Origin of the sequence: Gloeocapsa sp. PCC 7428 (assembly GCF_000317555.1) — a bacterium.
Lineage (GTDB): Bacteria > Cyanobacteriota > Cyanobacteriia > Cyanobacteriales > Chroococcidiopsidaceae > Chroogloeocystis.
Genome location: NC_019745.1, coordinates 866,730 through 889,754 on the forward strand (window position 1 = coordinate 866,730; position 23,025 = coordinate 889,754).

The 23,025-nt window shown below is 44.6% G+C and carries 18 protein-coding genes; 13 read left to right on the top strand and 5 right to left on the bottom strand.

Annotated features, from left to right (window positions below):
- Window positions 1-9 precede the first annotated feature (9 nt).
- Both GLO7428_RS03885 and GLO7428_RS03890 read left to right on the top strand, forming a co-directional pair.
- Window positions 10-2,283, top strand: a complete 2,274-nt coding sequence (locus tag GLO7428_RS03885) for a heavy metal translocating P-type ATPase (protein ID WP_015187253.1) — start codon at window positions 10-12, stop codon at window positions 2,281-2,283.
- Between the two features lie 36 nt (window positions 2,284-2,319).
- Window positions 2,320-2,826: a cupredoxin domain-containing protein gene (locus tag GLO7428_RS03890; protein ID WP_015187254.1), complete on the top strand. Its 507-nt coding sequence runs from the start codon at window positions 2,320-2,322 to the stop codon at window positions 2,824-2,826.
- A gap of 79 nt (window positions 2,827-2,905) precedes the next feature.
- Here the strand turns inward: GLO7428_RS03890 and GLO7428_RS03895 are convergent, their stop codons facing one another.
- Window positions 2,906-3,328, bottom strand: coding sequence for a heavy metal-responsive transcriptional regulator (locus GLO7428_RS03895; RefSeq protein WP_015187255.1), 423 nt, complete (start codon window positions 3,326-3,328; stop codon window positions 2,906-2,908).
- 108 nt (window positions 3,329-3,436) lie between these two features.
- On the opposite strand from GLO7428_RS03895, the gene GLO7428_RS03900 reads away from it, so the two are divergent.
- Complete coding sequence (locus GLO7428_RS03900; protein WP_015187256.1) at window positions 3,437-4,072, top strand: class I SAM-dependent methyltransferase; 636 nt, start codon at window positions 3,437-3,439, stop codon at window positions 4,070-4,072.
- Window positions 4,073-4,437: 365 nt separating this feature from the next.
- Here the strand turns inward: GLO7428_RS03900 and GLO7428_RS03905 are convergent, their stop codons facing one another.
- Window positions 4,438-7,794, bottom strand: a complete 3,357-nt coding sequence (locus tag GLO7428_RS03905; protein WP_015187257.1) for an alkaline phosphatase — start codon at window positions 7,792-7,794, stop codon at window positions 4,438-4,440.
- Between the two features lie 425 nt (window positions 7,795-8,219).
- Here GLO7428_RS03905 and GLO7428_RS03910 point away from each other — a divergent pair, with 425 nt between their 5' ends.
- From GLO7428_RS03910 to GLO7428_RS03940, 7 genes are all read left to right on the top strand, one after another.
- Window positions 8,220-8,852 carry a cytochrome b/b6 domain-containing protein gene (locus GLO7428_RS03910; protein WP_015187258.1) on the top strand — a complete coding sequence of 211 codons (633 nt, stop codon included), beginning with the start codon at window positions 8,220-8,222 and terminating at the stop codon, window positions 8,850-8,852.
- A gap of 90 nt (window positions 8,853-8,942) precedes the next feature.
- Window positions 8,943-9,647, top strand: coding sequence for a molybdopterin-dependent oxidoreductase (locus tag GLO7428_RS03915; protein WP_015187259.1), 705 nt, complete (start codon window positions 8,943-8,945; stop codon window positions 9,645-9,647).
- Between the two features lie 29 nt (window positions 9,648-9,676).
- Complete coding sequence (locus GLO7428_RS03920; RefSeq protein WP_015187260.1) at window positions 9,677-12,106, top strand: GH116 family glycosyl hydrolase; 2,430 nt, start codon at window positions 9,677-9,679, stop codon at window positions 12,104-12,106.
- A gap of 340 nt (window positions 12,107-12,446) precedes the next feature.
- The gene (locus GLO7428_RS03925; protein ID WP_015187261.1) at window positions 12,447-12,899 is read left to right on the top strand and encodes a helix-turn-helix domain-containing protein; all 453 of its coding nucleotides are present in this window, start codon (window positions 12,447-12,449) and stop codon (window positions 12,897-12,899) included.
- Window positions 12,900-13,326: 427 nt separating this feature from the next.
- A complete protein-coding gene (locus GLO7428_RS03930) occupies window positions 13,327-14,298 on the top strand; it encodes a GTP-binding protein (protein ID WP_015187262.1) in 972 nt (323 codons plus the stop codon).
- A 159-nt stretch (window positions 14,299-14,457) separates the two neighbouring features.
- Window positions 14,458-15,549: a WD40 repeat domain-containing protein gene (locus tag GLO7428_RS03935; protein WP_015187263.1), complete on the top strand. Its 1,092-nt coding sequence runs from the start codon at window positions 14,458-14,460 to the stop codon at window positions 15,547-15,549.
- Between the two features lie 900 nt (window positions 15,550-16,449).
- Window positions 16,450-16,803 (top strand): helix-turn-helix transcriptional regulator, encoded by a 354-nt coding sequence (locus GLO7428_RS03940; protein WP_015187264.1) that lies wholly within the window; start codon window positions 16,450-16,452, stop codon window positions 16,801-16,803.
- Window positions 16,804-16,851: 48 nt separating this feature from the next.
- On the opposite strand, the gene GLO7428_RS03945 is transcribed toward GLO7428_RS03940, so the two are convergent.
- Window positions 16,852-17,223, bottom strand: coding sequence for a hypothetical protein (locus tag GLO7428_RS03945; protein WP_015187265.1), 372 nt, complete (start codon window positions 17,221-17,223; stop codon window positions 16,852-16,854).
- Window positions 17,224-17,831: 608 nt separating this feature from the next.
- Entirely contained in the window at window positions 17,832-17,927 is a 96-nt protein-coding gene (gene psaM / locus GLO7428_RS26435) for a photosystem I reaction center subunit XII (protein ID WP_015187266.1), read from the bottom strand.
- A gap of 283 nt (window positions 17,928-18,210) precedes the next feature.
- Between psaM and GLO7428_RS03950 the strand changes: the two genes are divergently transcribed.
- From GLO7428_RS03950 to GLO7428_RS03960, 3 genes are all read left to right on the top strand, one after another.
- Entirely contained in the window at window positions 18,211-19,521 is a 1,311-nt protein-coding gene (locus GLO7428_RS03950) for an FGGY-family carbohydrate kinase (protein WP_015187267.1), read from the top strand.
- Between the two features lie 83 nt (window positions 19,522-19,604).
- On the top strand, window positions 19,605-20,060 hold the full coding sequence (locus GLO7428_RS28800; RefSeq protein WP_015187268.1) for a hypothetical protein: 456 nt from the start codon (window positions 19,605-19,607) through the stop codon (window positions 20,058-20,060).
- 247 nt (window positions 20,061-20,307) lie between these two features.
- Window positions 20,308-21,228, top strand: a complete 921-nt coding sequence (locus GLO7428_RS03960) for an ROK family protein (RefSeq protein WP_015187269.1) — start codon at window positions 20,308-20,310, stop codon at window positions 21,226-21,228.
- Window positions 21,229-21,275: 47 nt separating this feature from the next.
- Here GLO7428_RS03960 and GLO7428_RS03965 read toward each other — a convergent pair whose 3' ends face one another.
- Window positions 21,276-22,913 carry a CTP synthase gene (locus GLO7428_RS03965; RefSeq protein WP_015187270.1) on the bottom strand — a complete coding sequence of 546 codons (1,638 nt, stop codon included), beginning with the start codon at window positions 22,911-22,913 and terminating at the stop codon, window positions 21,276-21,278.
- Window positions 22,914-23,025 lie beyond the last annotated feature (112 nt).

Below are 23,025 nucleotides of genomic sequence, written 5' to 3' on the forward strand. Positions count from 1 at the left end.
GATTCTCTCATGGAGACACTTACACTAAAACTTCGAGGCATGAGTTGTGCCTCTTGTGCAAATAGTATTGAAGAAGCGATTCGCTCAGTTCCTGGGGTGACTGAATGCAACGTCAACTTTGGTGCAGAACAAGCCGCAGTTCAATATAACCCTGACAAAACCAGTATTGAAAAAATTCAAGCCGCGATTGACGAAGCAGGATACTCGTCTTACTCACTTCAAGAACAAGAAATGATAACTGGAGAAGACGACGCGGAGAAAGCCGCACGTCTCGCCGAATCAAAAAAGCTGAAGCGTAAACTTTGGGTAGGAGGCGTCATTAGCATTATCCTCGTCATTGGCGGATTACCAATGATGACAGGGCTACATATACCTTTGATTCCTGCGTGGCTACACAATCCTTGGTTTCAACTCGTGCTGACGACTCCGATTCAATTTTGGAGTGGTGAATCGTTTTATCAAGGTGCTTGGAAAGCATTTAAACGCCATACAGCTACGATGGATACGCTAGTTGCACTGGGGACAAGTGCGGCGTATTTCTACTCGCTGTTTCCAACATTTTTTCCAGACTTTTTTCGCGCGCAGGGGCTTGAACCAGCCGTTTACTACGAAATTTCTGCGGTTGTGATTACGCTGATTTTACTAGGGCGGTTGTTAGAAAATCGCGCCAAAGGACAAACTTCAGAAGCAATTCGCAAACTGATTGGCTTGCAAGCACGCGATGCGCGAGTGATTCGTAACGGACAAGAAATGGATATTCCAATTCAGGAAGTCCAAATTGATGATGTCATCGTAGTCCGTCCAGGGGAAAAAATTCCGGTAGATGGCGAAGTGATTGAAGGCGCTTCAACGGTAGATGAAGCGATGGTGACAGGTGAAAGTGTTCCTGTGAAGAAGCAGCCAGGCGATGAAGTGATTGGCGCGACGATTAACAAAACTGGGAGTTTTAAGTTTCGCGCTACACGCGTTGGTAAAGATACGTTTCTCGCGCAAATTGTGAAACTCGTTCAACAAGCGCAAGGTTCTAAAGCACCGATTCAGCAACTCGCCGATCGCGTTACCGGATGGTTTGTACCCGCAGTAATTGCGATCGCAATCGCAACATTTATCATTTGGTTTAACTTCTTAGGTAACTTGACACTCGCAACGATTACCACCATTGGTGTATTGATTATTGCCTGTCCTTGTGCTCTGGGACTTGCTACACCTACATCAATTATGGTGGGAACAGGTAAAGGTGCAGAAAATGGCATTCTAGTCAAGGGTGCAGAAAGTTTAGAACTCGCGCACAAAATTCAAACGATTGTTTTAGATAAAACAGGAACGATTACCGAAGGTAAACCGACAGTGACAGATTTTGTGACTGTCAACGGTACAGCCAATCGTAACGAATTAAAACTGATCGAGCTTGCTGCGTCAGTTGAACGGAACTCGGAACATCCGCTAGCAGAAGCAGTTGTAAGGTACGCCCAAACGCAAGAAGTTGCGCTTAGAGATGTGCAAAACTTTGAGGCGATCGCGGGTAGTGGCGTGCAAGGAATCGTGGGCGATCGCTTGGTACAAATCGGTACGCAGCGCTGGATGGAAGAATTAGGCATTGATACCCGCGCCCTTGTAGAACGCAAAACAACGTTAGAACATACAGGGAAAACGGCGGTTTGGCTCGCAGTTGATGGCAAAATGCAAGGACTCATGGGCATTGCAGATGCGCTTAAACCTTCTTCCGCACACGCTGTGAGCGCATTAAAACGCTTAGGTTTAGAAGTCGTTATGCTCACGGGCGATAACCGAGCCACCGCAGATGCGATCGCGCAACAAGTCGGAATTGATCGTGTCTTTGCTGAAGTGCGCCCTGATCAAAAAGCGGCAATTGTCAAGTCACTGCAAACAGAACGCGGTAGACATTCAAAATCTAAGACGGTTGCCATGGTAGGAGATGGTATCAACGATGCACCTGCATTAGCGCAAGCTGATGTCGGAATTGCAATTGGTACAGGAACTGATGTGGCGATCGCAGCGAGCGATATTACTTTAATCTCTGGCGAACTCCAAGGAATCATAACCGCAATTCAACTTAGTCGAGCCACGATCCGCAACATTCGTCAAAATCTCTTCTTCGCCTTTATCTATAACGTTGCAGGTATTCCCATTGCGGCGGGAATTCTTTTTCCGATCTTTGGCTGGCTACTCAATCCAATTATCGCTGGAGCAGCAATGGCGTTTAGTTCTGTATCTGTTGTTACTAATGCTTTGCGTTTACGTAACTTTCAGCCTGAAGTTTAATTGAGCAGAGGAAGCAGAGGGGCAGAGGGGTAAATCATGTTTAGTCGAAGTCAAATTTGGGGAAGTTTTGTTGGATTGGGGTTACTGTTGGGAACTGCGTCAGCACAAATGCCTCATGAAATGCCAAGTGAAATTGCCCCAACAAATCAATTTCGTCGTATTGAACAACCTTTAGGGTTAAGAGTTGGTGTAACGCTGGGTGGTATTGCCTTGATTGGGTTAGAGTTGTGGTGGTTTTTGCTAAGTAAAACGAAAGCGCAGCAAGCAGAAGCGCATCAAGGAATTCAAGAGTTAACAATTACAGTTGATGGCGGTTATCAACCCGATCGCATTGTCGTCAAGGCAAATCAACCTGTACGACTTAACTTTTTGCGTCGCGATCCGAGTAGCTGTCTAGAAAAGGTGTTATTCCCTGACTTTCATATTGCCCAAGATTTAGAGGTAGATCGCGTCACTTCTGTTGAATTTACACCTGCAAACCCAGGGCAATATCAATTTACCTGTGGGATGAATATGTTTCGCGGTGTGGTTGAAGTGAAATAAGTTAGTGTTGATTTGTTGTTAAATTTAGTAATGGGTAATTGTTGATGAAGCTTTCCTATTACCAATGACCAGTGACCAATTACCAATGTTTCTCTTTTTGAATATTAGGACAAATTGTGTCTTCGTGTTGTGCCGGAAAATCTTCCCAACCTGAAAGCAAGCCATTTAGCTCAGCGCGTAAAGTTAATAATTGCTTGACTTGGTGGTCTATTTGTGCTAGTTTTTCCTCTAATTTTTCCTTCACTTCACCACAGGGGAGTTCACCGCGATCGTGAACGTTGAGAATCTCGCCAATCTCTTCGAGGCTAAGACCAAGACTTTGGGCGCGTTTAATAAAAGACAGGCGCGTTAGTACGTCATGCGAAAATTGCCGAAAACCGCCTTCGGTTCGCCCTGCTGATTGCAGTAAACCTAAGCTTTCGTAGTAGCGTATTGTTCTAATCGGAATACCACTCAGCGCTGTTACCTGTCCAATTAGCAAAGGCTTGTCTTGAATTAACATTGAACGCCTCCAAATTTATTAAGCTGATGACTAGCACCAAAAGATGGTTATACCTTAATTCTCTAGTCAGCTAGAGATTCATTATAACGTTCCTTCAAGGTATCTCAAATGCAACGTACTCCAAGTTGGTATCAGCGCTTTTTCGCATGGACGATGGCGCATGGAAATGCAGATTATGAAGCAGCGGTACGCGATCGCAAACAAAAGTTATTTGCTGGAGTACACGGCAAAGTTTTAGAAATTGGACCAGGAACCGGACCTAATTTGGTTTACTATCCTCGCGATACGCACTGGATGGGAATTGAACCAAATCCTTATATGCATTCTTATTTGAAACAAGCAGCCGAACGTGTTGGGTTAGATATTGAAATTCGCAATGGTACTGCTGAACGACTCGAAGTCGAAGATAATAGTGTCGATGCCGTTGTGAGCACGCTGGTTCTTTGCTCAGTGGATAATTTAGAAGCAACACTCAAAGAGATTTTGCGCGTACTCAAACCTGGTGGGCGTTTCTACTTTCTCGAACACGTTGCGGCTCCTCAAGACACGCGATTGCGTAAAATTCAAAATTGGATCGCTCCACTTTGGCAAGTTTTGGGCGACGGGTGTCATCCCAACCGAGAAACTTGGAGTGTATTAGAAAAGGTAGGTTTTGAAAAGTTAGATTACGACCATTTTCAAGCAGATGCAGTCCCAGCGCTTGTGAAACCGCAAATTATTGGTGTAGCAACAAAGAAGTCTTAATTTTTGCAAGATGAGTTGGAGTTTACAAAAGGTTTCTTCCGTTTCCTTTGAATATTGATCGTGGCAGACGAAGTAGAATTTGCAGGCATAATTTCTGGATCGGTAAAGAACTATAGCAATGGTCAATATAGTTAGGACATTACAGAGGCTCAGAATTATTGAGCAAACTAACTTGTAATCCTAAGCTTTGATCTCTGACTTTTGACCTCTGTTATACCAATAATTTATGGTTCTTTTTTGCATAAAACTGAGAAAAAGAAAGCACCTTGGCTTTCTGCTTGAAGTCAACAAAAAGCTAATAGGTGCCTCAGCTTAATAGAAATGCTAAAATTCGCTGTTTGTTTGCGCAAAACTCGAATTTAGAGTTAAACAGCAACAAACATATTGGCTGTGAAATCGTTTGCGTTTACGCCATTCACAACTGCTAGAATTTCTTCTCCTAGGGCAATGAGTGACGAAGAAGCACTTTGCCCAATTGACAAATCGCGGAAGGTTAATCCATTGGTTAAACCAATTTTATCGCGTTCAGCATGAAAATCAATAATTGTATCTATTCCTTCCCCTGCTGCTAATACAAAGGTATTGTTGCCACTGCCACCAGAGAAGTTATTGCCAATTAGGGTATCATTACCCAGTCCACCCAAAAGTAAATCATCGCCATCATCGCCCCAAATGATGTCATCACCAGCTTCGCCATAAAGCGTGTCATTACCTGATTTACCGCTAATCCGGTCATTACCAGTACCACCGTAGATGAGATCGTCGCCTCCACGCCGATAGTTCTGAGAAGCGCGAAGGTTGAGGTCACCTCGGAGAAGATCGTTTCCCTCGCTGCCATAGAGGATATCATCGCCAAGTCCACCAGCGACGGTATCATCGCCGCCAAAGGCAACAATCACATCTCTACCATCACCACCAACGAGTTCATCGCTCTCGTTAGTGCCATCTTGGTAATCTGGCAAAGAGTTTAAGCCGAATAGAGTTTGATACATGATCTGATAAATCTCAGTGTTATCCACCGTTGAGTTCAGCAGATCTGCGTTCATACCATAGGTTTTAGCAACAATACTGCCAGAGAAATCAGTTTGTCCAGCCCAGGCTGTCACAAAGTTACCCATTTCTCCATCGAGGCTAGGCTGTGCTTGAAAGGTAGTTAACGGGGGAATCCGACCTTCACTACCGTCTACCGGATTTTGGAAGGTTTCGGTATCAGTGGGATTGGTGGGCAGCGTCAACGCCGTTTCTACAGTTTCAGGAAGCGCAGGCGCAAACGGAGTAGGTTGCCATACTTGAATACCACCGGCTTCGCTATCAGCAGCAGTAATCAGCAAAGTATTGGGATCTTGTTCGCGGATAAAATCCATGGCGACGCCAAAAGCTGCATCTGCTCGTAGCGTTGCTTCTAAGGCACCGCGAGAGTTATTGTCGTTTGCGAGGTTGTCAGTGCCTTCTTCTTCGGCAACAACCATAAATCCATCTGGATCTGCCGAGAGAATGGGTAAAGCAGCTGCCAACATTTCTGAGATCGTCGGCGGATTGGTAGGAGTGCCATCTGGCAGAAACTGACCGTAGCTATCCAAGCCCAGGGACTGATTCAACTCTTCAGGGTTATCGTTGTAGGTATCTTCCGCTGCAAAGATACCTAAAAGCTTGGTTGTGCCTTTGGGAAGATTTTGCAGTTCCTCTTCGCTGAAGACTACTGTGTAACCGGCTGCTTCTGCTTCTTCAATTAAGTTACGTCCATCTGTGCGGATTCCTTCTTGACCGAAGCGACCTACTGTACCCACAGGCAGATAGTGGATTTCGCCACCACCCAGAATAATATCTACTCCAGACTCCAGGATTTGTTTTGTAATCTCAGTGACATCGCTACGGTTTTCTACCTCTGCAAGAAATGCACCTGTTCCAGGTTCTGCGATGAAACCAGAGTTAATGACAGCGGTAGCTTTACCCGCTGCGATCGCCTCTTCCAGAACCGTGACACCACGCTTACCAGAGCGAGATACTACAGGGTCTCCAAATTCGTCGAGTCCAAACGAGCCTGCTTGAGCTTTAACGCCTGTAGCATGGGTAACCGCCCCCGCATTAGAGGTACCGACAATTTGATCCCTCATGTGACCTAGATACACTCCAGAATTCGAGAACTGGTCGTAATGAAGGCGACCGTCAGGTCCTTCGGACACAACACGAGCAAAGCCATACATTGACGGGCTAGTGCCGTCGGGGTGAATGAAGATGACGTTTCCCGTGTCTTTCGTAGCTTCTGGTGCAGGAACAAACTCAGGAACATCGCGATCGGGCAAATCAACCTCGAATAGAGTTTCATACATTGCCCGATAGATGTCGGTATTGTCGAGGGTAACTGGCAACTTGTCTGCGTTAAGTCCATGAGCTTTGCTGACAATTGCCCCAGCAAAGTCAGGCGTACCAGCCCAGGCAGCACCAAAGTTATAAGTATTACCACTAGCGGATGGCTGCGTAACGAATGCTTCAGTTCCGACTCCGTTTTGACCATCGCCTGGATTTTCAAAGTCAGGGAACTCAGGTAAATCTAGTCCTGTTGGATTAGTGCCGAAGGTGCCAACAATCTCATCTGTATCATCAATCTGTAAACCGCCTGCATCGCTATCAGCAGCTGTAATGATCAGCGTGTTCGGGTGTCTTTCATAAAATTCTTTCGCTACGCCGATCGCTTCATCCGTGCGCAACAGTGCTTCTAGCGTACCAGAGGCGTTATTAATGTTGCCAAAATTGTCCGTTCCTTCTTCCTCTAATACTGTGAACGAACCGTTCTCAAACTTTGGATTGCGCTCTAAAATGGTTTGGGCTGCCTTGAGCATTTCACCGACAGTCGGAGCAGTCGGTACGTAGGGTTCTGTCTCTGTTGCTAAAAGATTTTCTTCTACACCGCGCAGGTTTCCCTCTGGGGTAGGAATATTGTCATTAAAGGTGTCTTCGTTGGCAAAGATCCCCAACACTTTGAGGACATTAGGATTAGCCGCTACTGCCTTGAGTTGCTCTTCTGTATAAACGACGGTATAGCCGAGGTTCTCTGCTAACTCAATGAGGTTAATGTCAGGACGAATGTTGCTATCAGTAGAGATTGCATCAAGCTGCTGGGCAGATTCAGCATAGACAGCTTCTGCTGGTGGCTTTGTCCCCACAGGTAGGTAGTTGACCAAACCGCCACCCAGAATCACATCAATGCCCGACTCAACCACCTGACGCGTAATTTCTGCAAACTGACCTCGCGGAAATGCACTAAACCCTGTGGCTCCTGCGGGCACATCAGCTTGCCCCACTTTCGCAGCAAAAGCACCCGAACCAGGCTCTGCAATCACGCCAGAGTTGATTAACGCTGTCGCTTTATTGGCAGCAACTGCTTCCTGCATAATGGTTTGGTTAGTGCCAGAGAGTGCCGTCAGTTCTTCTTCGACGACTCGCCCACTAGCTTCATCAATAACAGGATTTCCATTCTCGTCGCGAACAACCTCAAACCCAAACGATTCAGCATACACCTTCACACCCGTTGCGTGGGTAACTGCACCACCATTAGAAGTCCCAGTCAACTGGTCTTCCATATGACCGAGATAAACGCGGGCTTCATCTAATGTGTCCCAATTGAGGCGGCCATCTGGTCCTTCTTTGACTAAGCGAGCCATTGTGAAGTGAGCCGGACTAGCACCATCTGGATGAATAAAGATAACGTGATTGTTAGCCATATTTAGCGAGGTAACGACATCAAGAAAGCATCCAAAAAGCTTTATCCTAGTAAATATGCCGAGTTCTCAAGCTATAAAGAACCCTCATGCATTTTGACCTTGAAGTATTTCAACAAAAACCTATCCAAAAGCCTTTCACCTTAATGTGAAGCTTTTGAATTTGGCACAGGCGTGATGCAGCACAACTAACACTAGGTTTTCATTGATATGAAATTTTGTCGGAAGCTAATGCTACGCAAGAGTCAACATAGATCGCGGTGGTTCTCCAAAGACTAGGTAAGAAAAGCACATAATCTTTGAGATACTTTCGGTCAAGCTTATTGGTAGCTGCTTTCAAGTAGAGCATCTCACTATTAGTTAAAGATTTAACTCTCGAAGAGGTTAAGCTTGCGTTAAACCAAAAGTAGGTTTACCTTATATGACATATGACTGATAATGATTCAGGACAAGCGCGATTGAGCAAAGCCCAGCGCCAAGCGCGATCGCCGCTTATCCCGCGCCAAAATCTCCCTGCTAAAGTTTTTCACTGGGTCAATATCATTAGCTTGCTATTAATGATTACCAGCGGATTACAAATTTACAACGCAAATCCCGTCTTTGGCGGACGTAATGGCATTCCTTTTCCACCAATATTTTTGTTAGGAGGTTGGCTAGCAGGCGGAAGACACTGGCATTTTGCGGCAATGTGGCTGTTTGCACTCAATTTGCTGTGGTTCGGTATTTATATTTTGGTAACGCGCCGCTGGCGACATCGATTTGTGAGTGGTAAGGATGTCAAAGCATTACAGCGTACTCAAAACCAAAAGCGACGCAACTATGCTTGGCATCGCATTGCTTACACAGCAATTATTCCCATCTTGCTACTAGCAATATTTACAGGATTAGGAATGTATAAACCCGCTCAATTTCACTGGATTGTCGATTGTTTTGGCAGTTGGCAAGCTTTAAGAATTGTTCATTTTGCAACAGTACCATTAGTCGTTGTCTACGCTGCAATTCACTCATGGTTAAGCTTAAAAGTTGGCGGTTCGCGCCTCGTTGAATCGATGTTCTGGTAAAGAAATATTGTGAGTCCACGCACCATCTGGACTTCGTTTCTATAGCCGCGACTTCAGTCACCAGGCGTCCCATCAAATTCACGTAAAAAAATGCATCAATTTCCATCACGTCGCCGTTTTTTAGAATTATCTGGGCTGTCAAGCCTAAATTTGCTCCTTGGTGGGTGTGCGCTAAGTTTAGTAGAAGGTGTTGTCGGTAAAACTTTTGAACCCTTCAATCAAAGTGTTGAAACTCTACTATTTAATCCTCAAAAGCTGATACCAGAATTTCCAGAAAGTGAGATTGAACCAGAAGCACTGATCGTTAATACCTACAGATTTACACCCGTTATCGATCCACTGACGTTTCGATTAGTTATCGACGGTGAGGTCAATAATCCTTTGAGCTTGAGTGTTACAGAAATTCAGCAGCTACCGCATCAGACAATGACAATTCGTCATGTTTGTGTTGAAGGATGGGCGGCGATCGTGCAATGGGGTGGTGTTCGTATGCGCGATCTGGTAGCGCTAGCACAACCTAAATCAGATGTCCGCTATGTTTACTTTGAATCGGCGGATGGCTATTACGAAAGTTGGGATTTAGCTTCTGCGGTTCATCCGCAAACACTACTTGCGGATCAAAAGAATGGAGAACCGTTACCAATTGAAAACGGTGCGCCTTTACGTCTTGCTTCACCGATTAAACTAGGGTACAAGCAAAGTAAGTGGGTAACGCGAATCACATTAGTTAATCAACTGCGGCGCTCTAAGGGGTATTGGGAAGATCAAGGTTATGAGTGGTATGCAGGGCTGTAATGTAGCACCTGAAGGCGTAAAATCAGGGAATGACACAGCATCAATTCTCAAACATCCCTCCGCATACTTGGAATCGTCCCATCGGTCTTGGTTGGGATAAACCTTATACTGTCCGCATGGCGAGTAATATAGATGATGGTCCTTGGCATGGAATGCCTTTAGGCGGCTTCGGTGCAGGGTGTATTGGTCGCGCTTCGCGTGGCGATTTCAATTTGTGGCATATTGATGGTGGCGAACATACTTTTAAAAGTCTTCCAGCGTGTCAATTTAGTATATTTGAGCAGCAAGCATCGACGTCACAGGCTTTTGCATTATGTACACTACCGCCTGCTGATGGCACTTTGACAACATGGCAGTGGTATCCACAACATTGCGAGAATGGTGTTTATCACGCGCTGTATCCTCGCAGTTGGTTTGTTTATGAAAATGTCTTTCAAGCGCATCTATCTTGCGAGCAGTTTTCACCAATTTTGCCGGAGAATTATCAGGAGACAAGTTATCCTGTTGCTGTGTTTGTGTGGAGGGCGCACAACCCTACAAATGCGCCACTAACGTTGAGTATTATGCTAACTTGGCAAAATACAGTAGGTTGGTTTCAAAATGCCATCAAAAATCCTGAAATCCGAATGCGCGATGATGGTAGTCCGGTTTATGAGTACGAGCCTTGTTTAGGTAATAATCTCGGTAACTTCAATCGGTTGATTGCTAAGGATAATCTTTGTGGTTGCGTGTTAGAACGCGTTGCGAGTGATTTACAAGATGGTATCGGACAGTGGGCGATCGCAACTCCAAAACAACCAAACATCGAAGTTTTCTATCACACTCGCTGGAACCCTAGCGGGGATGGCGCAGAGATTTGGCACAGTTTCGCCCGTGATGGATCTTTACCAAATACGGAAGATAAAACTTCTGCAAGTGAACAAGAACAACTTGCAGCGGCGATCGCGGTGCGGTTTACACTGCAACCAGGAGAAACTCGCGAACTACCTTTTGCGATCGCGTGGGATTTTCCTATCACTGAATTTGCACCAGGAGTTAAGTATTTTCGCCGTTACACCGATTTTTTTGGTCGAGGTGGCGATAATGCAGTGGCGATCGCGCAAACCGCATTACAAAACTATCAATCTTGGCAACAACAAATTCAAGCTTGGCAGCAACCTATTTTAGATCGGGACGATCTCCCCAGTGTTTTTAAAATGGCACTGTTTAACGAACTGTACGACCTCACGAGTGGTGGTACATTGTGGAGTGCCGCAGACGATCGCGATCCGGTTGGTCAATTTGCGGTTTTAGAATGCTTTGATTACCGCTGGTACGAAAGTTTAGATGTCAGGCTGTATGGTTCTTTTGCCTTATTGATGCTCTGGTCTAAACTGGAAAAATCAGTGATCCGCGCCTTTGCAAGAGCAATTGGGCAACGCGACGATCGCACTCGCGTGATTGGTTACTATTACACTCAGGGGCTAGAAAGTCCCACAGCTTTACGCAAAGTTGCTGGTGCAACACCGCATGACTTAGGCGCACCAAATGAGCATCCTTGGGAAGCGACTAACTATACAAGTTATCAAGATTGCAACTTGTGGAAAGATTTGTCGTGTGATTTTGTCTTGCAAGTTTACCGCGATTTTGTGCTGACTGGTGGAACTGATTGGGAGTTATTGTGGGATTGTTGGTCTGCGGTTGTGCAAACGCTGACGTATTTAAAGACGTTTGATTTAGATGAAGATGGAATTCCAGAAAATTCAGGCGCACCAGATCAAACCTTTGACGATTGGCGCTTGCAAGGTGTCAGTGCTTATTGTGGCGGATTGTGGTTAGCTGCATTAGAAGCGGCGATCGCGATCGGTAAAACTTTACTCAGTTACCCTGACGATCATCCTGCAAGTAAAATTCTGGCTTCTGCGCCCGATTACCCACCCATTCCTGAAACGCTTGATGTATTTCAATCTTGGTTAATGCGATCGCGCCCAATATATCAAGAAAAACTGTGGAATGGTCAATACTATCGCCTCGATAGCAAGAGTGGTTCAGATGTCGTAATGGCAGATCAACTGTGCGGACAATTTTATGCACGATTACTCGGTTTACCTGACATTGTGCCTCCAGAATGTGCTACGCAAGCCTTGAAGACAGTTTATGATGCTTGCTTTGTGAAATTTCATAATGGTCAATTTGGCGCGGCTAATGGCTTAAAACCCGATGGTTTGCCAGAAAACCCCAACGCGACGCATCCTCTGGAAGTTTGGACAGGAATTAACTTTGGACTGGCGGCGTTTCTGATGCAAATGGGTATGAAATCTGAAGCATGGCGAATTACGCAAGCTGTTGTACAGCAAGTTTACGACAACGGATTACAGTTTCGCACTCCCGAAGCGATTACCGCCAAAGGAACATTTCGCGCGTGTCACTACCTGCGCCCTATGGCAATTTGGGCAATTTATCGCGTATTGACTTTTTAACTTTTAGTTGTTGCTAAACAGCAAGAACGTGCGATCGCATTTCCCTGCTATTCAATAACTACATAATTATATCATTTTTAATTGTATAATCGAACTATTGGTATCGTTGCTAGTCCCTATTCACTCATCGACCAAATTTGATAGTTTTCACCGAAAAATTATATAAATACCAATTAAATTAAAGTTTCTGTAAAGTTTCATTCAAATCTGCGTAATTCTTGATTGTGTCACGGACAAATCTATATAGGTTCATAGTTTCACTTGTTGCAATCTGAACTTATGCTTTAGCTGCTCGCGCAGCCAACTTGCACAAACGCAACAAACAGCAAGTTTTATAGCCATGCCAGTCAAGAATTTTCTCAAGCCTCAACAAAAAGAACAATTGCAGCAAGCGCTGCGGGAAAGCCAATGCCCATATTTCAGGGAACGGGTGCTGATGCTACTTTTAATGAACGATGGAAAAACATACCAAGAAATCGCTGATTTTATCGGTTGCTCGTATCGTACCGTTGCTTACTGGTGTACGCATAGTGAACCAGATAATCTAGATAGCATGAAAGACCAGCGACAAAATGGTAACTATCGCAAAGCAACAGCCGAATATCTCGATCGCTTGATGGAAATTGTGCAAAAGAAGCCGAGTGAATTAGGATTACCCTTTGAAAATTGGAGTGGCGAACGCCTCGCAACTTATCTCGCCCAAGTGACAGGAATTGACCTGACAGGCGCACACGTTAGAAAGCTGTTAAAAAAACAGCGAGACACTACACCAAGAAAGTGCTGCACTCGATGATTTTTTAGTGTTTCATTCTGAATTGGTTTTGACCATAATTATAGAACTTAAGGGCAGTTTTTAAACTGTCCTTTAAAATATATTTCTACAAAGTTTTTAAATTTTCCATTTTAAAGTTTTTATTCTGGATTGAAATAACAAAATCTAACTTTTCAATTAATCAAATTTATACTAACTCAATTATAGAAATAATTTTTGAATGACTTGTTATAAATAATGTACGCGTTTTTTATGTATGATTTTTGAATTAAATCATTTTGAATAAATTGAATTTAAAAAAGTTTGCGTATAGCAGCGAACAATAAATCTTTCCTTCACTAAAATTAATAATTTGGTGAAATCTCCGATTCTTGACTCACGATAGAAAACGAACCAATCTGTATTTGATAATGGTTATCATTAATTGTAGAGCTTAAGGAATGAACATATGGTAACTGCAACAACGAATGACGTTGTACCTGTAACAGTTCTTACGGGATACTTGGGAGCAGGTAAGACAACGTTACTCAATCGTATCCTCACGTACGAACACGGAAAAAAGGTCGCTGTGATTGTCAACGAGTTTGGGGAAGTGGGTATTGATAACCAATTGGTGATCGATGCAGATGAAGAAATCTTCGAGATGAATAACGGCTGTATCTGCTGTACTGTGCGTGGCGATTTGATTCGGATTATTGGCAATTTGATGCGGCGGCGCGATAAGTTCGATCATTTGGTGATTGAAACAACAGGACTTGCTGACCCTGCGCCTGTGATTCAGACATTTTTTGTGGATGAAGATATGCAGACGCAGTTGAGTTTAGATGCGGTTGTAACGGTTGTAGACGCTAAGCACATATGGCAACACTGGGAGGCAGATGAGGCGCAAGAGCAGATTGCGTTTGCCGATGTTATTTTGCTTAATAAAGTTGATTTGGTTTCAGAAGATGTTTTAGAAGAGTTAGAACGGCGAATTCGGGGGATGAATGCGATCGCCAAAATTTACCGCACTCGCAATGCTGAGTTAGAAATGGACACGCTACTAGGTGTCAACGCGTTTGACTTAAGTCGCGCCTTAGAAATTGACCCAAATTTTTTAAAAGAAGATGCGCACGAACACGATGAAACTATTGGTTCAGTTGCTTTAGTAGAAAGTGGCGCTTTAAGCATGGAGAAGTTGAACGAATGGATGAGCTATCTTCTACAGACGCGCGGACCTGACATTTTCCGCATGAAAGGAATTTTAAATATTGCTGGAGAAGATCACCGCTTTGTATTTCAAGGCGTTCATATGCTGTTTGAAGGTACGCGCGATCGCCGTTGGAAACCGAATGAAACGCGTAAAAACGAACTTGTGTTTATCGGTCGCAATCTTGATGAAACCGAGTTACGCGAAAATTTATTAGCGTGTATGGCGTAGATTGTAGACAAAGCAGAGGAGCAGAGGAGTTAAGAAAATTCTGTAAACTCAAAACGCATCACTAGTCACTAGCCACTGTTTTCCTCACTTAAGTTTTCCTAGTTCAAGTATTGGTTACTTTAACGTGTCAGTTCGATGTTTTTCTAATTTGCAAGATCCATGAAATCTAAAACAGTTAATTCTCAGCAGTTTGATTTGTACTTTGCACAAATGCTTGAGGATTATGTCACAGCGATCGCGTGGTCGCCGCAGGGTAAATTCTTGGCTACGAGTTCTGCGGCTGGAGAAGTTATCTTGTGGGAACATACGCCTGATCGTCAAGAAAAGTGGCAACGAATACCACTGCAAACAACTCACGCGCAATCAGTAGATTGTCTGGCGTTTTCTAGCGATGGTCATTTTTTAGCAGCGGGCGGTCAAGCAGGAGTCAAAATTTGGCAAAATCAAGATGTTGAGGTCAATCAGTGGCAACCGCTTAATATAACGCATTCCTCCGCTTGGGTCGATCGACTCGCGTGGAATCCGGTTAGTAACCAGCTTGCTTTTAGTTTAGGGCGTACTATTCAGATTTGGGATGCGACAACGCCGGACACTTCCACGACACTCAACTTTGCGGCGTCTTCGGTACTGGGCTTAGATTGGAGTTCTGATGGTCAGTATCTTGCGATCGCAGGGTATCAAGGTGTCAAAATTTGGGAAAGTCGCGACTGGAACGAAGACCCTTATGTTTTCGATCTGCCAACTGCGAGTGTTGCGATCGCATGGGCTGGCGATAGTAAATACTTTGCGATTGGTAATATGGACCGCACAATCGCTGTGTTTGAATGGAATAATCCTAACCCTTGGGTAATGCGGGGTTTTCCTGGAAAAATTCGTCAAATTACGTGGTCAACCGCGAATCAAAATCCACCTTTGTTTGCAGCGGCTAGTGTTGAAGGGGTCGTAGTGTGGTCTAAGCATCCTGACGAGTTGGTTGGTTGGGAAAGCCAAGTTTTACAGCATCATCTCGGTGTTATACAAGCGATCGCGTTTCAACCCAACAGCTTACTTTTAGCTTCTGCTGCCGAAGATGGTTTAATTTGCTTGTGGCATAAAGCTCAACGTCTTGCCCAGATTTTAGAAGGCGCACCGCAAGGCTTTTCGTGTCTTGCTTGGCATCCTCAAGGTCAGCTACTCGCGGCTGGCGGTAAAAATGGTGAATTATGCATCTGGACACAATCGCGTCGCGGTCAAGGGTTTAATCTTCGCTAAAAAGTGCAGGAAAGATGTGAAATTAAAAGTTTCATCCTTATCTTCTTCCCCAATCTTGGAGGCTACCGTGTACACACAAATAGTCGATATCTAGCACGCGTCCCTGGCGAACCGCCCCCCAATCCCCACTAGGTGGGAACTCCGAGTCTCCCGTTGTAGCAACTGGCGTGGATTTAGGGGGCTGATACGAGTGCGGTTACTTAACGATTCATACATTGATTAAGCAATGCCGATGATTTAATTGGGTGCAACTATTTTCTATTGGTATGAATAGGTATAGCAGTCTCGTTGGGATAGTTAGGACATTGAAGGTATGAATAACCATTACCCTAACTCATTTTCAACCCTGACCTCTGCTATAAATCCTAGCTTGAATCGGTTTATACAACCCTGATATCCATAAGTCCACGAAAGTAGACTTAGTTTTTAAACAATGACTTTAATTGCTAGCTAGGCTCCTAATTTTCTCTTCGACAATTGTTTCTTCTATAGTAAAAATAGATTAATCACTTTAATTAATAAAACTACTGTTGAAACAAATAAACACTATCAAAGTGCAATTTTGAATTTCTCATTTAGAATTTTATATATCTTCTTTGTTGCCGATTGGCTGCTTTACAAAAAAAATGAATGTTTTTACAAATTTATAACTTTCCAAATTAGCGAATAAGATTTTACATCATGCTTAAGTTTATCCGTTAATTACTATTTTCCTAGCTTAAGTTTAGAAGTTACTGATCTATAAAACTTAACAAAAGATAAGCTGGTGATTTATGATGTTTCGCTTAAAAATACATAACTTTTATAGCGTAAGATATATAGCAAAAGGTATAGAGAAGATTAATAAATCGTAGTAAAATATAAAAAATAATTATGTGTTTTTCCAGCTAAAACTAGTGTATGCGAGATACTTCTCCTATGGCTTTAGCACAGGTTGCAGAGTACTTCAAAGTTTTATCAGAAGTGAGCAGACTCCAAGTATTAAGCTGTTTGCGTACAGGACCTAAAAATGTAATGGAAATTGTAGAGGTAACTGGGTTAGGTCAAGCAAATGTTTCCAAGCATCTTAAAATGTTGATGCATTGTGGCATGGTTTCGCGTCATCCCCAAGGAGTGAGTGTTTTTTATAAAGTTTCCGATCCAGTGATTTTTAACTTGTGTGAAATTGTTTGCGATCGCATCTCAACGCGCCTGCTTGCACAAGCAAATCAAATCGAAACCTTAAAAATGCCAGAGCAAACGCAAATTCCGTAATTTGCACGTTCCTGCTAGGCAATAAATCTCAGCAGGGTCAATTGAAAGCTACTTTTTTTGCAATATCAGCGGGCGTTGTCCTGGTTCAAACCGATTACTTTGTTCTCGCATTACAGATTGTGCTTGCTGGGGGTCGAAGTAGCGATTAAGGTCGGCGCGCAGACCTTCTACGCGTCCTTCAACTGATTGAACTTCAGCTTGAATTTCGTGAAGTTTTTGTTGTTGTGACAAGTAGTAAGGTAGAAGTTTGGCGATCGCCGAGCCAGCTGCGAATAAAAGCAGCAGATTGACAACCAATTTTGCCGTAGTATGAATCGCTGTCGCTCGATACGGATGACGACGACGCTGGGTTCGCTTGCGAGCAACTCGGCGAGGATCTTGAGGTTTGAGTGAGGGTCCAGACGGTTGAATAGCGTTCATAACGGCTTAAAAGCTGCCCTAGAAAAAGCTAGATTGACAATACCAAGCTATTACGCTGGTTTTAGACAAATTTTTGCTGTAAATCTGTAATCAAGTAAAGATGATTCTTTGCTCAATTAATTCTGCTTTAAACAAGAATTCAGAATTTACAAGGGAAAGATAAATGTTACTGCTTGATGACCCTAAAGCAATGAGCCATCTTCGGTTAGCTAAGGATTTAGGGTTGCAAGCCTCACGATGAGCGATCAAAAAAAGCATGGTATCTTTGTTCAAGAAATTTAGCTAGAAGCTAATCGCTTTTTTGACTTGCTCGGTGATGTCACGTAAACTCGCGCTGCTTCACAAGCAAGTTACCGCTAGTTTGCAAAACTTTCAACAGTAATTATACTGAAAAAATCTGAACTTTACTGAATTATGTACTGAGTAGAGGTCAGAACAAGCCTCACAGTCCTTCGGCTTAGGGATAAATTAAGTTACCGATTGCCATGGTAACTGAAAGGATGAAGAATCAACCGACAAAGAGTAGCAAGCTAACGGTATTTTTGCCTGCAACTACTCTAAGTGGCAATACCTTCATCCTTTCGAGGTTTATGCTGTTTTAAATGGTGTTACTTGTAAAGCTCTGTTGCTAAACGGAAAGCAAGCACACCAGGAATCAGTGCGACCACAAGTGCTACAAAAACTTGGGTATCTGATATAGACATTTGAGGAAACCTCCTTGATGCAAAATGAATCGAACCATCACTACTTTTGACCAAATTGTTCAGTTGATGGAATAAGTTTTTACAATATGAAACAAATTGAGAGAGGTCAAAGGTCACAGATCAAAGGTCAGGGAAGCTTTATACTGATACAAAAGGATATTTTGAATCTCGCTACCAATCTTCCGTCATTTCCATCGATGAGTCCGCACCGGTTAAAATCAGCAACGTCTTGAGATTGTATTAACCGTTGTAAAACCCTGATCCCCGACCTCTAATTTTCACAGTGTTTGACACCGTAAAAGATAATTACACACTTGGGATAGATTTTGGTACCTCTGGTGCAAGAGCAGTAGTTATCGATGATCTAGGAGTAGTGCAAGCCGAAACGAGAAAGTCGCTGACAGGAGAGGACATTACGCAGGTAAAGGCTTGGGAAAACGCTTTATTTAGCTTAATTGCGGAAATTCCGCCAAAAATACGCCAACAAATTCATGCGATCGCCATTGATGGAACTTCTTCAACGGTTCTATTGTGCGATACAACAGGAACGCCAGTGACAACACCACTGATGTACAACGATACGCGCGGAGTCGCAGTACGAGAACAATTAAAAGCGATCGCACCGCCGAATCACACAGTATTGAGTGCGACATCGAGTTTAGCAAAGCTGTTGTGGCTATCACAGCAACCAACATTTAGCGATGCGAAATATTTCTTACATCAAGCTGATTGGTTAGCGTTTCTGCTTCACGGGAAACTTGGGATCAGCGACTATCACAATGCGTTAAAACTCGGCTACGACGTCGAGCATTTTTGCTATCCTGCGTGGCTGACACAACCAGCGATCGCCTTTGGCGCTGGGCTTCGCCCAATCGCGCATTTATTACCGCAAGTTGTCGTTCCTGGTACGCCTGTTGCAGAAGTCACAGCAAGCGTTGCAACACGCTTTCGCTTGCGCCGTGATTGCTACGTATGTGCGGGAACAACCGATAGTATCGCCGCGTTTCTTGCAAGTGGTGCAACTTCCCCAGGAGAAGCTGTAACATCACTCGGTTCAACTTTGGTACTCAAGCTTTTAAGTCATACACGCATAGAGAATAGCCTGTATGGCGTTTATAGCCATCGCTTAGGTGACTTATGGTTAACAGGAGGGGCTTCTAATACAGGGGGCGCAGTACTGAAGCAATTTTTTTCCAACACCGAGTTAGAACAATTTAGCCGTCAGATTGATCCCCAACAAATCAGCCCACTTGATTACTATCCGTTATTGCAAAGTGGCGATCGCTTTCCAGTCAACGATCCCAACCTACAACCGCGCCTCGAACCACAACCAAATAATCGCGTCGAGTTTCTGCACGGATTATTAGAAAGCATTGCCCGTATCGAATACCAAGGTTATCAACTACTGCAACAACTCGGTGCAACTCCTCTCATCCGAATTTACACGGCGGGCGGCGGTGCGGCGAATACAACCTGGACTGCGATTCGTCAGCGTTACTTTGATGTACCGTTAGTGATGTCGCAGCACACCGAGGCGGCTTATGGTACTGCCTTACTCGCGATGCGCGGTATCAATCACAACAGGAACTCATAAAGAGTAAACGACCGTCTAAAAAGAGCATAGCTAATCGCTACTTGTTATCAGCTTTGAATTAGATTGATTTTTAGCCACGTACGATGAAACTTATAGCCTTTATTAAACCTCGGCGAATTGTTTGCGTTGTGTTGTTAAGCAGTATTTTATCTAGTGGTTTTACGACAATGACAGCCGCGAATGCAACCCCTAGAAATTTACTGACGCAAAGGTGTAAACCAACACGCCAACGACAAAGCGATCGCGCGCTGCAAATTCCTCGTCAAGTTGCGGATGCGGTACGGCAAGATATTGCGCAACGCGAGAATATTCCTGTAAGTAGACTGCGAGTCACTCAATCAAGTCAACAAACGTGGTCAGACGGTTGTTTAGGCTTGGCGCAAGCTGACGAATTTTGTACGCAAGCTTTGGTAGAAGGTTGGCGCGTCACGGTATCTGATGGTCGGTCTACTTGGGTGTATCGTACCGATTCGTCGGGAAGAGTTTTACGCCGCGAAGAACCGCAAACAACATCGAGCGTCAGGAACCTCTTCAACTGATTCCGTTCTTGTGGTGAAATAAGAAACAGGACTTACGCAGTTGAATCAATTCTGCCCCCCTAGCCCCAAACACACAAGTTTCATCCTTATCTTCTCCCCCATGCATTGGGGGAGAGTGAGAGGGGGCGGGGGAAATTCTGAGTTGAAGTCCCCCATGAATGGGAGATTTAGGGGCAAGTACGTAACTCCTAAAGAGAATTCTTGCAATGCAATTGCAAGCAGTTTAAATCACCGTAAGTTGAACCACATGATGAGCGCAGCATCAGATTCACCTCAGCCCCAAGTTATCGGTATTGACTTGGGTGGAACCGCAATTAAATTAGGAAAATTTGCGCAAGATGGTACTTGTCTAGGATCGTTAATTGTCGCCACTCCTCAACCCGCAACACCACAGGCGGTTGTTGATGTGATGGTAGATGCGATCGCGCAAATTGATCCTGACAATCAATGTCTCGCGATCGGTGTTGGTACGCCAGGTCCTGCGGATGTTTCTGGACGAATTGCGCGAGTGGCAATTAATCTTCACAACTGGCGCGATGTTCCTTTAGCCGATTGGCTAGAAGCGAAAACAGGTCGGCTTGCGGTTCTGGCTAACGACGCTAACTGTGCTGGGTTGGGTGAAGCATGGTTAGGCGCAGGACGCCGCTTTCGTCACTTAATTCTGCTTACTTTGGGAACGGGTGTCGGCGGTGCAGTGATTCTCGATGGTCATCTCTTTGTCGGACATCAGGGAACCGCTGCTGAACTCGGATTAATAACTTTAAACCTTGATGGTCCACCTTGTAATAGTGGCAATTACGGTTCTTTAGAGCAATACGTCTCAGTTCAGGCAATTCGTCGCCGCACTGGACTCGAACCCGCACAACTCTGTGCGCTTGCCAAAGCAGGAGACACGGAGGCATTGACTTTTTGGCGGCAGTATGGTAAAGAATTGGGTGCGGGTTTAGCGAGCTTGATTTACGTTTTAACGCCTGAAGCCATCATTATTGGTGGTGGGGTGAGCGCCAGCGCAGAGTTTTTCTTTCCCAGCGTTCATGCGGAAATTGAATGCCGCGTACTACCGAGTTCTCGCACAGGATTAGAAATCCTCACAGCTGAACTCGGCAACCAAGCCGGAATGGTAGGAGCCGCGCGGCTTGCGTGGGACAAAATAAAGAATCAGGATTAAAATCGCTCCTCAGCCTCAGTACGGGTAAGGCAGTGCCTTACCACTCATCACGACACTTCTGCGGTTGCAGGTAATGGTGAAGATGATTGCGATCGCATCATAACTGCTTCTACGAATCCTTTAAACAAGGGATGTGGCGCACTCGGACGCGATTGAAATTCTGGATGAAACTGCGTCGCCACGAAAAACGGATGATTGGGGAGTTCAATAATTTCTACCAAGCGTCCATCAGGAGACGTACCACTAATCGCGTAGCCAGACTCTAAAAATAAGTTGCGGTAGGCGTTATTAAATTCGTAGCGGTGGCGGTGTCGTTCGTAAACAACTTCTTCTTGGTAAAGCTTGAATGCTAGAGTATTCGGTGCTAGGCGACAAGGATACAACCCTAAGCGCATCGTACCACCTAGATCGACAACATCTTGTTGTTCTGGTAATAAGTTGATGACTGGGTGCGCGCCTTCAGGATTAAACTCAGCACTGTTTGCATTTTCTAAACCCGCGATGTGCCTCGCCCATTCGACAACAGCACACTGCATTCCCAAGCACAAACCCAAGAAAGGAATTTGGTGCGTGCGCGCGTATTTTACTGCGGCAATTTTACCATCTACACCGCGAATGCCAAAGCCTCCTGGTACAACTAAACCATTCACTCCTTCTAGGTAGCGCTCTACAGGTTCATTTTCTAAATTTTCTGAGTTTACCCAGCGTAAGTGCAATTCACCACCCATTGCGATCGCCGCATGACGTAGCGCTTCTACTACTGATAAATACGCATCTCCCAAGCGCACATACTTACCAACGATCGCAATTTCTACACGGTGTGTTGGACTATACAACCGCTCGACAATTGTTCGCCATTGACTGAGATCCGGTTGGCGTTGTTCGAGTTGCAGTAACTCTAGCGTTTGCTGCGCTAAACCTTCCTGTTCGAGATTCAGCGGGACTTCGTAGATACTTTTGGCATCCTGCGATGTAATCACGCACTCGACAGGGACATCGCAGAATTCGGACATTTTTTCTTTTAAGCCAGGGGGTAGCGGGCGATCGCACCGACACACTAAAATATCCGGTTGAATGCCAATCGAGCGTAACTCTTTAACTGAATGCTGCGTCGGCTTGGTTTTCATCTCTCCCGCCGAAGGAATCCAAGGCACGAGCGTTACGTGCATATACAAAACATTTTGCCGCCCGACATCCTTGCGAAACTGGCGAATGGCTTCTAAAAACGGTAGCGATTCAATATCGCCGACCGTGCCACCAATTTCAGTGATGACAACGTCTGGGTTTGTGTTTTTTGCTACGCGTTTAATGCGTTCTTTGATTTCGTTCGTGATGTGCGGAATCACCTGCACTGTCCCACCCATATAGTCGCCGCGACGCTCTTTATTCAGCACGGCTTGATAAATTGAGCCAGTCGTGACACTATTGAGCCGCGACATTGATGTGTCTGTGAAGCGTTCGTAGTGTCCTAAATCCAAGTCAGTTTCAGCGCCATCTTCTGTCACAAAGACTTCCCCATGCTGAAAAGGACTCATCGTGCCAGGATCGACGTTAATGTAAGGATCGAGCTTGAGAATCGATACGGAATAATCGCGCGACTTCAGCAACCGTCCCAAACTGGCTGCAACAATGCCTTTGCCAATGCTGGAGACGACACCGCCAGTGACAAAAACAAATTTAGTCATAAAAATTTAATGAGGAACTTGTGCAGATATACCCCGTCAATTGTGCCACAGTATTGAGGGAGTAGGAGCGAGGAGCGAGGGGCGAGTGGCTAAATGCTATTCTAATTGTAAT